Genomic DNA, 12,820 nt, shown 5'->3' with positions numbered 1-12,820 from the left:
GACGGGGCGGACTGGCGGACCGGGCAGGGTCGGGCGGGTCACCACGGGCCGCGCCGTCCCGTTGATTCAGCAGAGCCCGGATCGGTTGTCTAGTATTGGCGGTCGCACAGGTGTCACCGGCCGCGTTAGCTCAGTTGGCAGAGCGTCGATCTTGTAAATCGAATGTCGGGAGTTCGATTCTCCCACGCGGCTCCAGAAGCCCGTCGGGCGCGAACCCGCCCGATGCGGCCGCCAGGTCGAGCCAGCTGCGCGCCGATGCCAGAGTCTCATCGCAGCCGATCACCGGGTGGGCCTTTCGGACCAGATTGTTCAGCACCCATTCGGCGGGTTCGACGAACGGGCCGCACGACACGGTCACCGGCTCACGGCCGTTGATCGCCGACCGCAGCAGGCCGCTGGCGACGTCCCACTCGACCGCACCCTCGCTGCCCGCGACCTGGACGATCGCCGAGGACGAGGCGACATCGCTGCGGCACCGGACCTCGAGCACCATCGGACCGTCGTCACCGTCGCCCTCGCTGTCAAGTGAGCCGACCGCGTCGACCGTGATGATCAACTGCCCGAACGCCAGGGCATCCTCGGGATCGTCGTCCAGGACCGCCCGATCGGCCGGAAGCGCTCGGGCTGTTCCGGGCCGGCCGCCGATCAGCCAGCCGAAGAGATCGAGCGCCTCGCTGGTGATCAGCCGCAGCTGGTCCGCCCCGTGCTCGGGTCCGACGATCACCGTGACCAGGTCCGGGCGCCCCAACCGTCCGGCGTCGATCAGCTCCTTGGCGGTCCGTGCGGCGGGGTGGCCCCGGTAGGTGTTGAGCACGGTGACCCGTCGGCCCGTCGTAGCGACCAGCCGGCCGATCGTGTCCAGTTCAGCGGAGGAGATGCAGATCGGCGGCGCCACCAGGACGTCCGCTCCGGAGTCGAGCGCATCGATCACCGCCCGGCCGGGATCCGGCAGGGCGACGGTGACCAGGGACGGATCGGCGCCGGTGAGCAGCTCGCGGTGGTCGGCCCAGGTCGGCAGATCATGCTGTACGGCGAACTTCTCGCGCACCGTGGGATCGGCCTCGCTCAGCCCGACGACGCGTACGCCTGCCCGCCGGCGCTGCAGGGCGGCAAGGAACAGCCGGTGCCGGGGGTCCGCCGCGCCGACCAGACCCAGCCGGATCATCGGCCGCGTCCTGACCGGGCCGGCACCGTCTCCAAGACATGCATGACAGGAGTATTGCCGACCACCCCGGAGTCGCGCAGCCGATCCCGCCCGGCATGATGATCCGCGATCTGCACGAGTTCCGGCTGAGGAGGCCCAGTGAGTCACGGTGACCGGGTACGGGTGGGACTGGCGATGGGCGAAGCGGTGGCCGCCCGGCAGTTCGGCCACGGCGAACTGGACGCGCTGAGCGACCGCGTCGATCTGCTGCCCGGCGTGATCACCAGCTTCGAGGATCCGGCCGCCCGGGCGGCGCTGGCCGAGGTGGACGTTCTGCTCACGTCCTGGGGCTGCCCGACGATCGATGAGGACGTACTGGGTCACGCCCCAAGGCTGCGGGCCGTCGTCCATGCGGCCGGAACGGTGAAGACGATCGCCGGTGACGGGGTCTGGTCCCGCGACCTCCCGGTCTCCTCGATGGCCGACCTGAACGCGTTGCCGGTGGCCGAGTACGTCCTGGCCATGATCCTGCTGGAGAACAAGCGGGTGCTGCCGGTCATCGAGGAGCACCGCCGGACCCGGAAGTTCCCCGACGAGTCGGTCTACGTCGGTGCCGGCAACTACCGCAAGCGGGTCGGCCTGATCAGCGCGTCGAAGGTCGGCCGCCGGGTCGCGGAATTGCTCCTGCCCTTCGACCTCGAGGTGGTGATCGCCGATCCGTACTGCCCGACGGACGAGATCGAATCCCTCGGCGCGAGCAAGATCGAACTGGCGGAACTCTTCGCCACCTGCGACATCGTCAGCCTGCACACGCCCTTGCTGCCGCAGACGATCGGGATGATCACCGGCGAGCTGCTCGGCCGGATGGCTGACGGCGCCACGTTCATCAACACAGCACGCGGGAAGATCGTCGATCATGAAGCGTTGATCAAGGAAGCCGCGACCGGGCGGATCCGGGTGATCCTCGACGTCACTGATCCCGAACCTCTCCCGGAGGACTCCCCGCTGTGGGACCTGCCCGACGTCGTGCTCACCCCGCATCTGGCCGGGTCAAAGGGCCGTGAGCTCGATCGGATGGCCGATGGCGCGGTCAGCGAGATCAACCGGATCGCCGCCGGCGAGCCGCTGCGCTTCCGCGTGCCGGCCGACCGTCGCGACCTGCTCGCCTGAACTGTCGCTCGGTTCGATGATCACCCGAGCCGCGATCAACTGAGCCCGGACGCCCCGACGAACACCGCACCGGCACCGCGGACAACGGCCGCCTCCTCCGGCAATAGGTACGCCGACTGCCCGCGACCCAGACCAAGATCAACGCCAGCCGATCTCAGCGTCACCGAACCGTCACCGCAGAGCACGACCCGGCCCGATCCGTGCGCCGGTACGGCGGTCCCGTCGCTGGGTGCGTGATCGACGTCGACACGCCACAGCGCGAATTCCGGTGCCTGGGTCCGGTAGCGGTACACGGCCTCGGAGACCTGCTCGATCGGAACCGGCCCGACCGGCCCTGGGGTGAAATCGAGGAGGCGGAGCAGCTCGTCGATGTCGATGTGTTTGCCGGTCAACCCGCCGCGCAGCACGTTGTCGGAGTTGGCCATGATCTCGACGCCGAGGCCCCTGAGGTAGGCGTGCAGATTGCCGGCCGGCAGGTAGAGGGCCTCGTACTTGTGCAGCGAGACGCGGTTCATCAGCAGGGCGGCCAGCACTCCGGGATCGCCCGGGTTGTAGGAGCCGATCTCCGCCGCGGTCCTGGCGAACCGGCCGACCGGGCCCGGCTCGGATGCCAGGACCGAGGCGGCCCGGGCGACGGCGATGACCAGCGACCGGGCGTCCGGCATCCGTAGCAGGGTTCCGAACACCTGCTCGAGCTCGGCCGCGCCGCCCGACTGCAGCGGGGAAACAAGATCGGTGGCCGCGGGCACGCCGAGGGCGGTGAACAGTTGGTACGTCGCGGCCGGTTCCCGGAACCCGCAGAGCGCCTCGAAATCTCCCAGGGCACACAGCGCTTCGGGCTTGGGCCAGTTGTCGCGGTAGGTCCGCTCCGGCGCGTCCCGCGGAATCCGGGCCGCCTCTTCGCGGGCGAACCCGTCCTCAGCCTGGGCCCGGTCCGGATGGGCCTGCAGGGACAACGGTCGCGCCGCCGCCAGCACCTTCATCAGGTACGGCAGCCGTGGCCCGAAGCGATCGACCGATGCGGCGCCGACCCAGCCGGCGGGATCGGCCGCGATCGCGGCGTCCAGCGGCTGCTCACCTTCGTCGGTGACCAGGCCGGCCGGGGCCAGCGGATGTGCCCCGAGCCATAGCTCGGCCTGCGGATCGTCGGTCGGCTCGGTGCCGAGGAACTGGGGCAGTGCGGTGGTCGAACCCCAGGCGTACGGCTGGATCCTGCCGACCAGGCGCTTCACCGGTCGACCGCCTCGACCCTGCCCGGCCCTTCCACCACGCCCATCCAGCGGTCCAGCGTGCGGGCCACGCCGAGGGTGTCAGCCCAGGGAACCAGCGGTGACTCCAACTCGCCACTGCGGAGTCGGTGCATCACCTCCTGGGCCTGCAACGTGTAGCCGCCGCCCGGAAGCTGGGTGACCAGCTCCTCGCTGGTTTCGGTCGGCGTACCGTCGGCCGGATCGCCGAGTCCGCCGCGAACGACGGTGATCGATTCCGGCTTGACCACGTTGCCGATCTCGATCCGCCCGTCCTCGCAGTAGACCGTCGTCCGGTTGGCAGGGGTCAGGTCGAGGGTGCACAGCAGCGACGCCGTCGCCGCGGGGCGCTCGGGCGTCGCGGGATAGGAGAAGACCGCCGCGGTGTGAGCATCGACCCCGGTGCGGGCACGGTAGCCCGCGCCGTGCACGCTTGCCGGCTCTCCGAGGAAGAGGTTCACCACATGGGTGGGGTAGACACCGAGGTCGAGGACCGCGCCGCCGGCCAGGTCGGGATTGAGCAGCCGATGATCATCGTCACCGGTGAACCGGAAGCCGAAGCTGACGTCGACGTGCCGGATCGGGCCCAGTTCACCGGAGGTGGCGATCTCCGCCGCCTTGCGCAGCAGGGGGATTGGTCCGGGTCCAGAGTGCTTCCATCAGGAACAGGCTGCGCTCCTGGGCGAGGTTGACCAGCGTCTCGGTGTCGGCCGCGCTCGCCGTGAGCGGCTTCTCCACCAGCACCGACTTGCCGGACTCGAGGCACAGCTTGGCCGACGCGAAATGATCACTGTGCGGTGACGCGATGTAGACCACATCGATATCGGGGTCTGCTGCCAGTTCGGCATAGCTGCCGTAGGGCCTGGCGAAGCCGTACTCGTCGGCGAACGTCTTGGCCTTGTCGATCGTTCGGGAGGCCACTGCGCCGAGTTCGGCCTCGCTCGGCATCAGCGCGAGGTCGCGGGCGAAGACGCCGGCGATGTGGCCGGTGCTGAGGATGCCCCAGCGGACGCGTGGCACAGTGGTGACTGGTTCGGATTTGGCGGTCACGGTGCTATCCAACCGCATGGCGCGGTGGGTTTCGATCCGGGCGCCTCGCCGACGGACTGAATGACATGAGTGTTATTTGCGTTTAGGATGGCCGCATGGTGTCAGCGAACGAGGCAGTCAGCGTTCCGGGTGACGACCGGGCGGGCGAACTCAGCGACCGCGATGCCGAGATCCTGTCCTTCGAACGCCAGTGGTGGAAATTCGCCGGGGCCAAGGAACAGGCCATTCGCGACAGGTTCGAGATGTCGGCGACCCGCTACTACCAACTGCTCAATGCGCTGATCGACCGGCCCGAGGCCCTGGCGCACGATCCGCTGCTGGTCAAGCGATTGCGGCGGCTGCGCGCGACCCGACAGCGCAACCGCTCCGCGCGCCGGCTGGGCATCGATCTCAGCGTGGACAACTGAGCGACCCCGCTGATCGGGTTCCTGGGCAATTCGTTCGACCTGGTTCCGGCGCGTCGCGACAATGGCGCGGTGACGCTGCACGACGACGAGATCCCGATCGATACGGACCTGGTCCGGGCGCTGCTCGAAGCTCAGTATCCGCAATACGCCGGCCTGCCGCTCCGGCGGATGCAGCTGACGGGCTCGACCAATGCGCTGTTCCGGCTGGGTGAGGATCTTCTGCTACGCCTGCCGCTGCAACCCGGGAACGGGTCCGCTCTGGAACGTGAGCGGCACTGGGCCGATGTGTTCCGCCCGCGGCTCGGCGTGGCGGTGCCCCGCACGGTGGCGGTCGGGCACCCGGATCTCGGCTATCCGGAGGCCTGGTCGATCTTGGGCTGGCTGCCCGGCGAGCGTCCGGCGACCCACCGGCCCGACGATCCCGCGGACCCCGCCGAGCACCGGCTGGCCGGTGATCTTGCCGATGTCATCCTGGCCATCCGCGGTACCCCGTTGACCGACGAGGCGGTTCGTGATCATCGGCTGCGCAGCTATCGCGGCCGCTCGCTGACCGAACACGATTCCGCGGTACGCCGCTATCTCGCTGACTGCCGGGCCAACCCCGACATCGATCTGGACCTCGATCAGGCTGTGGCGGTCTGGGAGGACGCGCTGCGTCTGCCCGGCGCCGATCGCCCTGGGTCGGACCACTGGTATCACGGCGATCTGGTCGCCGAGAACCTGTTGATCAACGACGGCCGGTTGTCCGCGGTGATCGACTTCAACGTGTCGGTGGGAGATCCGACCATCGACCTGCACGGCGCCTGGGAACTCTTCGGTCCGACAGCACGCGATGCCTTCCGGGAACGGCTGGGGGTCGACGAGGCGACCTGGTTGCGCGGCCGGGCCTGGGCGCTGGCGATCGCCCTGGGCACCTTCAGCTACTACTGGCACACGCTGCCGGCCAGGCGTTCGGACCGGTTGGCGATGGCCCGCAACGTGCTGGCCGACGCCTGATCTTGCGCCGGCAGCGGGGGCTGGATGGGCCCTCAGAGATAGCCGCCCTCGGCCAGCCCCGCATCGCGTTCGAAGGCGTTGCCCAGCGCGACGGAGCGGGTCCGCACGTAGGACCACAGCATGGCCAGGCCGTACAGCGGGAAGAACGGCAGTCCGAGGCAGGCGAAGTACTGCCGGCTGTGGCGTTCCTCGTGCGACAGCAGATCCGGGCTCGCCGCCAACAGGTCGTCCCAGTCGCGACCGGTGATCACCACATCGCCGATGGTGAAGGCGGACGCGATCGGAAAGCTCAGCCGGTACCCCTCGGCCAGATAAAGGCCCCTCGGTCCGCGCCTGACCCGCGCACCGCCGATCCGGCTGACCAGCATCCCGAGCGGGGTGGACAGATTGACCCAGTTGCCCCAATGGCGCAGCGCCTGTGCCCGGGTGAGGCGACCGCCCCCGATCGGTTCGACGGCGTGAATCATCGCCATGAGCATGTAGTCCACTCTAGGCCGGGTGGGGCAGGTCGCGGGCGCCCCGTTCGGTGACCTCCGGCCGGACCGCGGCTGCCTGGCGTCTCATATATTGAGCACTGGCATCACAGTATGAGATTCGGTTAGGTGCGGGGCGGGGTCGACACCGTACGCTGTCCATAGCTCATCCAGAGGGGGCGAGGGAACGGCCCGATGATCCCCCGGCAACCAGCTCGAGCGATTCCCGTCGACCGAGCAAGGTGCCAACTCCGACTCCCACGAAAGCCGTGGGAGAAAGATGATGAAAGCAGGGACATTGTGACGACGGCGCTCGCCGCCGAGGCTCCCGCGGGCTGTCGCCCCGGAGCATTCGGCAACGCTACCCACCTGATCTGCCGGGCCTGCGGCGCGACCAGCCCACTCGGCCCGTTCTACGCGTGCCTGGAGTGCTTCGGGCCGCTCGAGGTCGGCTACGAATACCCGCAGATCACCCGCGAACAGATCGAACGCGGACCGAAGAGCATCTGGCGTTACCAGCCGCTGCTGCCGGTTCCGGCCGACATCGCGACCTTCCGGTCCACCGACCCCGGGTTCACCCGACTGGTCGACGCCCGCAACCTCGCCGATGATCTCGGCCTGCGGCAGCTGTGGGTGAAGGACGACTCCGGCAACCCGACCCATTCGTTCAAGGACCGCGTTGTCGCCGTTGCGCTGTCGGCGGCCCGCGAGCTCGGGCTGCAGGTGCTGGCCTGCCCGTCAACCGGCAATCTTGCCAATGCGGTCGCCGCGGCAGCGGCTCGCGCCGGAATCCGGTCGGTGGTGTTGGTGCCGTCCAACCTGGAGCGGCAGAAGATCCTCGCCTCGGCCGTCTACGACACAACGCTGATCGCCATCGAGGGCACCTACGACGACGTCAACAAGCTGGCCAGCGAGATCGCCGGCGAGGAGGACGACTGGGCGTTCGTCAACGTCAACGTCCGGCCGTACTACGCCGAGGGCTCCAAGACGCTGGCCTTCGAGATCGCCGAGCAGCTGGGTTGGCGGCTGCCCGACCAGGTGGTCATCCCGGTCGCCTCCGGATCCCAGCTGACCAAGATCGACAAGGGTTTCCGTGAGTTGATCAAGCTCGGTCTGGTGCAGGAGAAGGCGTACAAGATCTTCGGTGCCCAGGCCACCGGCTGCTCGCCGATCGCCCAGGCGTACCGCGCCGGCCACGAGGTGGTCGCCCCGGTCAAGCCGGACACCATCGCCAAGTCGCTGGCGATCGGGAATCCGGCCGACGGGCCGTACGTGCTGGACGTGGTGCGCAAGACCGGCGGCAAGATCACTGACGTCGACGACGAGACCGTCGTCACCAACATCCGTCGGCTGGCCCGCACCGAGGGCATCTTCGGTGAGACCGCCGGTGGCGTCACGGTCGGTGTGACCGCCAAGCTGATCGCCGAGGGTGATCTCGACCCGGCAGCCGAGACCGTGATCATCAACTCCGGCGACGGGTTGAAGACCCTGGACGCCGTCAGCAGCCAGGTCGGACCGAAGGCGACCATCAAGCCGCGTTACGACGCGTTCGAAGAGTTCTGGAAGGCCAACAACTGATCATGAGCGCATCCGTACGCATCCCGACCATCCTGCGCACCTACACCGGTGGTGAGAAGGGAGGTCAAGGCCGACGGCGGCACGATCTCCGAGCTGATCGATTCGCTGGAGCAGGGCTACCCAGGGCTGAAGGCCCGGGTCCTCGACGACACCGGTGCGCTGCGCCGCTTCGTCAACGTCTACGTCGGCGACGACGACGTACGCTTCATCGGCGGTCTGGACGCCGAGGTCCCCGACGGTGCCCAGGTGTCGATCATCCCGGCCGTCGCCGGCGGCTGATGAGGTCCTGCGTCGGCGTCAGCGCCGGCGCTGGTTCCACGGCCCGGGCTTGGTGAGCCCGGGCCGTTTCCGTGCCGGGAGGCCGCCGACGTCTCGCCGAACAGCCGACGAGCTGCGTCCCGCTATCCGGGACGCCCGGCTGACCGCCACCGGTCGCAGGTGGAAGTTGGTACTAGTTGGGCGACCGGGTCTCTCCTGACAGCTCCGGCCCGACGTGATCTCGGTGGGACCACAAGGATGTGACCATGTCTCTCAGCACGGTCGAGGATCGGCGATCCTCGTTGAGTCGAGGGCTTTCTCTCCTCGAACTGTTCACCGTCAACCGGCCCGAACTGAGCGTCTCGGAGATGGCCAGGCGCTCGGGGATGCCGAAGTCGACCACGCACCGCCTCGTCGGTGATCTGCTGGCCGCGGGGATCCTGGAACGTGGTGATCGTGGTGTCCGGCTGGGACTGCGGTTGTTCGAACTTGGTCAGCTCGCCCCCAGCCAGCGCACCCTGCGCGAGATCGCGCTGCCTTTCGCACACAGTTTGAACGAGGTCACCGGCCTGACCTGCAATGTCGCCGTCCGGGACGGTACGGAGATCATGTACGTGGAGAAGATCAGCATGCGCAACCTGCGCGTCCCGCATTCCCGGGCGGGGGGCCGATTGCCGTTGCACTGCACCGCTCTGGGCAAGGCGATCCTGGCCCAGTCGGAACACGACCTGATCGAATCGGTGCTCTCCGGCGAACTTCCCAGGCTCTCACCGCAGACGATCACCGATCCCGAACTGCTGCGCCGCGAGCTCGCCAGGGTCCGGGAGACGGGAATCGCCTTCGACGTGGAGGAGTCCCAACCGGGGCTCTTCTGCGTCGGGGCGCCGATCCTGGGTCCCCAGAGCCGGGTGGTCGGTGCGATCTCGGTCACCGGAGCCACCGGCGTCTCCCAGGCCCAGCGGTTCGCGCCGGCGGTGCGTGCGTCGGCGATGGCGTTGTCCCGGAACCTCGGCTATCGCCCCCGGCATCGGAACAGCACCATGGCACATTCCTGAACCCCTCAGGCCGCGAGCCGGTGTCCTGCCAGACGGGACACGGCCTGCGGCGGCTTCCTCCGGCGGGTCATGATCGCCGCAAGAGCGACGGCGGTCCTGCGACCCGAAGGAGTCGACCGTGTCCCGAACAGACCCGATGCTGATCGACGTCGGCAGATTGCGCATGATGATCGCCGATGTCCTGATCGGAAACGGTGCCGGCGTCGACGACGCTCAATGCCAGGCGGACATCCTGATCGAGGGTGAGCTGCGGGAACAACCGTCCCACGGCGTCGGCCGGCTTCCGGTGCTGGTCGGTCGGCTGCGGAGGGGACTGATCGTTTCCGGGGCGACGATCACACCTCGATGGTTGACCGAAGCGGTTGTCGCGATCGACGGCGGCCGGAGCTTCGGACCGGTCGCCGCCCGCGGCGCCATCGACGCGGTGATCGACCGGGCGGGGACGTCCGGCGTCGCGATCGCCCTGGTCAACAACTCCAACCACATCGGAATGTTGGCGCCGTACGTTGAGCGAATCGCGGCCGACAGCGCGATCGGCCTGGCCTTCACCACCAGCGAAGCGCTGGTCCATCCGTGGGGAGGGACGGCCCCGATGGTCGGTACGAATCCGATCGCGATCGCCGTCCCGACGGCCGAGGCGCCCCTGGTGCTCGACATGTCGACGGCCGCGGTGTCGATGGGCAAGGTCCTCGATCATGCAGCGCGTGACCTCAAGGTGCCGCTGGGCTGGGGGGTCGACGCCGACGGCCGGCCGACGACCGATGCATCGGCGCTCGCCTCGGGTGCGCTCGCCCCGTTCGGCGGATCCAAGGGCTACGCGTTGGCCATCGCACTGGAATGTCTGGTCGGTGTGCTGACCGGCAGCGCTCTCGGGCCAGACGTCCGCGGCACGCTGGACGCGGAGTTCCCGGCCACCAAGGGCGACGTCTTCATGGCGATCAGGCTGGACCGGCTCGGGTTGACCGAGATGCTGCCACGGGTGTCGGCGTACCTCGACCTGGTGCGGGCGAGCGGCAGGCGCGGCGCGGTGTCGATTCCGGGGGACCGGGCTCGAGGCACCCGGATGCGCCGCGCAACGGAGGGCATTCCGCTCAGCAGCCGCACCTGGTCGGCCCTGCTCGACCTGCATCGGGAGGTCGCGCATGCGTGATCACGCGGCGTTGGGAATGCTTCGCCTCCCGACCGAGATCCTGTTCGAGATCGGCGCCGTTCGGCATGCTCCATCGACAGCCTTACGATTCGGCAGCCGGGTGTTGATCATCACCGATCCGGTCTTCTCCGACGCGGACTGGCTCGCCGGCTGCCGGGCGGAGATCGCCGCCTCGGGCGTGAGCGAGTTGATCACCGAGGTCACACCCGAGCTGCCCATCGACGGAGTCGGCCGGATCGCCGAACGGGCTCGGCAGTTCGGTCCGGACGTGATCATGGTCTTCGGTGGTGGCAGCGCGATCGATCTGGCCAAGGTGCTGTCGATCCTCCTCCTGCAGGACGTCGAGCCGGCGTCGCTGTACGGCGAACATCGGGTCCGTCCGCCAACCCTTCCGGTGGTCGCCGTGCCGACGACCGCCGGGACCGGGTCGGAGGTGACTCCGGTTGCCGTGGTCAGTGATCCTGATCGGGAACTCAAGGTCGGGATCTCCAGCCCGTTGATCATTCCGCGGGTCGCGCTGGTCGACCCGCAGTTGGGCGTCGGCGCGCCGCCGGCGGTGACCGCTCACGCCGGCATCGACGCCCTGGTGCACGCCATCGAGGCCTACACCGCGCGGCAGGCAACGATCGATCAGCCGGGCCAGGTGCCGGTGTTCGTCGGTCGCAACGGGCTGGGCTCCCTGCTCGCCCTGCAGGCGGTCGAGGTGATCATCCGAAGTCTGGCCGGCGCGGTACACGACGGCGCTGATCTTCGCGCGCGGGCGGACATGGCGTGGGGCAGTCTGCTGGCCGGCATGGCGTTCGGCACCGCCGGAACGCACTGGTCGCACGCTCTGCAGTATCCCGTCGGCGCGGCGACGCACACGCCCCACGGCCTGGGTACCGGACTGTTGTTGCCCTATGTGTTGAACGCCTGCAGACACCAACTGACCGAGGAATTCCGGAGCTTGGGCCAGGCGATGGGCGTCACCGGCGACGGCGACGCCGTGATCGGGCGACTGGCCGCCCTGGGAGCCGAGATCGGCCTGCCACAAAGTCTCGCGGCGATCGGTGTGGCCGAAGCTGATCTTGAGCGGTTCGCCGATCTTGGTCTCGGGGTCGGCCGGCTGGCGGGGAACGGACCGCAACCAGCGACGAAGGAACGCTTCCTCGCCGTCCTGTCCGATGCCTGGCGCGGCAGCCTGCGGCCCTGATCGCTGCGTTCCGGTCAGTCGTTCCGGTCAGTCGTTCCGGTCAGTCGTCCCGGTCAGTCGTTCCAGGACGAGAGTCCGGGGCCGATCGGCAGCGGATAGCTGCCGTCGACCAACTGCACCGATCCGTCGGACGGCAGCAGTCCGCTCTCCATGTAGAGGGTGTTGGGCAGCGCGGCCAGGATGTGGATGTGTGCACCGCCGCCGTGGGAGGCGTACGGCACCGAGAATCCGGCCGCCATCAGCCCGATCTCGAAACAGTCGGTGATCCCACCTGCCCGTCGCAGATCCGGCTGGACGACACCGACGCCGCCCCGGGCGATCAGATCCCGGAAGGCGAGCTGCCCGTAGCGGTTCTCGCCGGCAGCGATCGGGATGTCGAGTCGCTCGGCCAACCTGACGTGCGACTCGGTGTCGGCAGCCGGCACCGGCTCCTCGAACCATCGACAGCCGAGATCCTCGTAGGCGCGGCCGCGACGCAATGCCTCGGCGTAGCTGAACGCCTGGTTGGCGTCGACCATCAGCGCTGCGTCGGGCCCGATGATGTTGCGAACCGCACTGATCCGGGCCACGTCCTCGGTCAGCGGACCGCCGCCGACCTTCATCTTGACCCCGAGGAAACCCTGCTCCATCGCGTGTGCGGATACCTGCTCGAGTTCGGCGATGTCCAGTTCGAGCCAGCCCACCATGGCGTAGGTCGGGATGCTCGTCCGTTGTGCGCCGAGGAGTTGCCAGACCGGGACGCCGAGCGCCTTGCCCTGCAGGTCCCACAGTGCCTGGTCGATCGCGGAGATCCCGTAGAGCGACAGGCCGCCCGTGCCCTGGTAGTCGGTGAGTCGCCACAGCTTGTCGCGGATCATCCTGATCAACGACGGGTCGTCACCGATGATCGCTGGCGCCAACTGGTCGGTGATGATCTTGGCGAGCACGTCCGGTGAGGACGCCAACCGGCCGAAGTAGGTACGGCTCGACCCGCTGATGCCCTCGTCGGTGGTGATCGTCACCGACGTGACGCCGTTGCGATCAAGCAGTTGCAGGGCGTCGCGAACCGGATGCTGCTTGGGCTCGGAGCTGCTGGTGACCTCGACATTGGTGATCTTCAT

Annotated in this window: 13 protein-coding genes, 1 tRNA gene, 2 pseudogenes and 1 riboswitch; of the genes and pseudogenes, 10 read left to right on the top strand and 6 right to left on the bottom strand. The window is 68.5% G+C overall.

The features are described from left to right. Positions 1–119: 119 nt before the first annotated feature. Both GJV80_RS13760 and GJV80_RS13755 read left to right on the top strand, forming a co-directional pair. Positions 120–195, top strand: a tRNA-Thr gene (locus tag GJV80_RS13760). 110 nt (positions 196–305) lie between these two features. Next, complete coding sequence (locus tag GJV80_RS13755; protein WP_154688381.1) at positions 306–803, top strand: hypothetical protein; 498 nt, start codon at positions 306–308, stop codon at positions 801–803. A 68-nt stretch (positions 804–871) separates the two neighbouring features. On the opposite strand, the pseudogene GJV80_RS25100 reads toward GJV80_RS13755, so the two are convergent. Next, positions 872–1,165, bottom strand: a pseudogene (locus tag GJV80_RS25100) (Gfo/Idh/MocA family oxidoreductase); the annotation flags it as partial. A 138-nt stretch (positions 1,166–1,303) separates the two neighbouring features. Between GJV80_RS25100 and GJV80_RS13745 the strand changes: the two are divergent. Next, complete coding sequence (locus GJV80_RS13745; protein ID WP_154688380.1) at positions 1,304–2,314, top strand: hydroxyacid dehydrogenase; 1,011 nt, start codon at positions 1,304–1,306, stop codon at positions 2,312–2,314. Positions 2,315–2,349: 35 nt separating this feature from the next. Here GJV80_RS13745 and manA read toward each other — a convergent pair whose 3' ends face one another. The 3 genes from manA to GJV80_RS13730 all read right to left on the bottom strand — a co-directional run bounded on the left by manA (position 2,350) and on the right by GJV80_RS13730 (position 4,611). Beyond that, positions 2,350–3,546, bottom strand: a complete 1,197-nt coding sequence (gene manA / locus GJV80_RS13740) for a mannose-6-phosphate isomerase, class I (RefSeq protein ID WP_154688379.1) — start codon at positions 3,544–3,546, stop codon at positions 2,350–2,352. Beyond that, positions 3,543–4,025 carry a hypothetical protein gene (locus GJV80_RS13735; RefSeq protein WP_154688378.1) on the bottom strand — a complete coding sequence of 161 codons (483 nt, stop codon included), beginning with the start codon at positions 4,023–4,025 and terminating at the stop codon, positions 3,543–3,545. Before GJV80_RS13735 ends, manA begins: the two co-directional genes overlap by 4 nt. Positions 4,026–4,152: 127 nt before the next feature. After that, positions 4,153–4,611 carry a Gfo/Idh/MocA family protein gene (locus GJV80_RS13730; RefSeq protein ID WP_195908922.1) on the bottom strand — a complete coding sequence of 153 codons (459 nt, stop codon included), beginning with the start codon at positions 4,609–4,611 and terminating at the stop codon, positions 4,153–4,155. Between the two features lie 95 nt (positions 4,612–4,706). Between GJV80_RS13730 and GJV80_RS13725 the strand changes: the two genes are divergently transcribed. Next, the gene (locus tag GJV80_RS13725; RefSeq protein ID WP_154688376.1) at positions 4,707–5,018 is read left to right on the top strand and encodes a DUF3263 domain-containing protein; all 312 of its coding nucleotides are present in this window, start codon (positions 4,707–4,709) and stop codon (positions 5,016–5,018) included. A gap of 69 nt (positions 5,019–5,087) precedes the next feature. Then, positions 5,088–6,014 (top strand): phosphotransferase, encoded by a 927-nt coding sequence (locus GJV80_RS13720; protein WP_154688375.1) that lies wholly within the window; start codon positions 5,088–5,090, stop codon positions 6,012–6,014. Between the two features lie 32 nt (positions 6,015–6,046). Here GJV80_RS13720 and GJV80_RS13715 read toward each other — a convergent pair whose 3' ends face one another. Beyond that, on the bottom strand, positions 6,047–6,493 hold the full coding sequence (locus GJV80_RS13715) for a hypothetical protein (RefSeq protein ID WP_230207684.1): 447 nt from the start codon (positions 6,491–6,493) through the stop codon (positions 6,047–6,049). Between the two features lie 157 nt (positions 6,494–6,650). Continuing rightward, positions 6,651–6,774: riboswitch (SAM riboswitch) on the top strand. A 13-nt stretch (positions 6,775–6,787) separates the two neighbouring features. Between GJV80_RS13715 and thrC the strand changes: the two genes are divergently transcribed. The 5 genes and pseudogenes from thrC to GJV80_RS13690 all read left to right on the top strand — a co-directional run bounded on the left by thrC (position 6,788) and on the right by GJV80_RS13690 (position 11,720). Beyond that, positions 6,788–8,065, top strand: coding sequence for a threonine synthase (gene thrC, locus GJV80_RS13710; protein ID WP_370518745.1), 1,278 nt, complete (start codon positions 6,788–6,790; stop codon positions 8,063–8,065). Positions 8,066–8,067: 2 nt separating this feature from the next. Beyond that, a pseudogene (locus GJV80_RS13705) lies at positions 8,068–8,344 on the top strand (MoaD/ThiS family protein). A 245-nt stretch (positions 8,345–8,589) separates the two neighbouring features. Further along, a complete protein-coding gene (locus GJV80_RS13700) occupies positions 8,590–9,378 on the top strand; it encodes an IclR family transcriptional regulator (RefSeq protein ID WP_154688374.1) in 789 nt (262 codons plus the stop codon). A 118-nt stretch (positions 9,379–9,496) separates the two neighbouring features. Then, positions 9,497–10,528, top strand: a complete 1,032-nt coding sequence (locus tag GJV80_RS13695) for an Ldh family oxidoreductase (protein WP_154688373.1) — start codon at positions 9,497–9,499, stop codon at positions 10,526–10,528. Then, complete coding sequence (locus tag GJV80_RS13690) at positions 10,521–11,720, top strand: iron-containing alcohol dehydrogenase (protein ID WP_154688372.1); 1,200 nt, start codon at positions 10,521–10,523, stop codon at positions 11,718–11,720. The genes GJV80_RS13695 and GJV80_RS13690 overlap by 8 nt, the downstream gene beginning before the upstream one ends. A 53-nt stretch (positions 11,721–11,773) precedes the next feature. Here GJV80_RS13690 and GJV80_RS13685 read toward each other — a convergent pair whose 3' ends face one another. Then, positions 11,774–12,820: a mandelate racemase/muconate lactonizing enzyme family protein gene (locus GJV80_RS13685; protein WP_154688371.1), complete on the bottom strand. Its 1,047-nt coding sequence runs from the start codon at positions 12,818–12,820 to the stop codon at positions 11,774–11,776.

The sequence above is a fragment of the Microlunatus sp. Gsoil 973 genome (genome assembly GCF_009707365.1).
GTDB lineage: Bacteria > Actinomycetota > Actinomycetes > Propionibacteriales > Propionibacteriaceae > Microlunatus.
The sequence above is the reverse complement of the archived record's forward strand: the minus strand, read 5'-3'. Positions and strand labels throughout refer to the sequence as shown.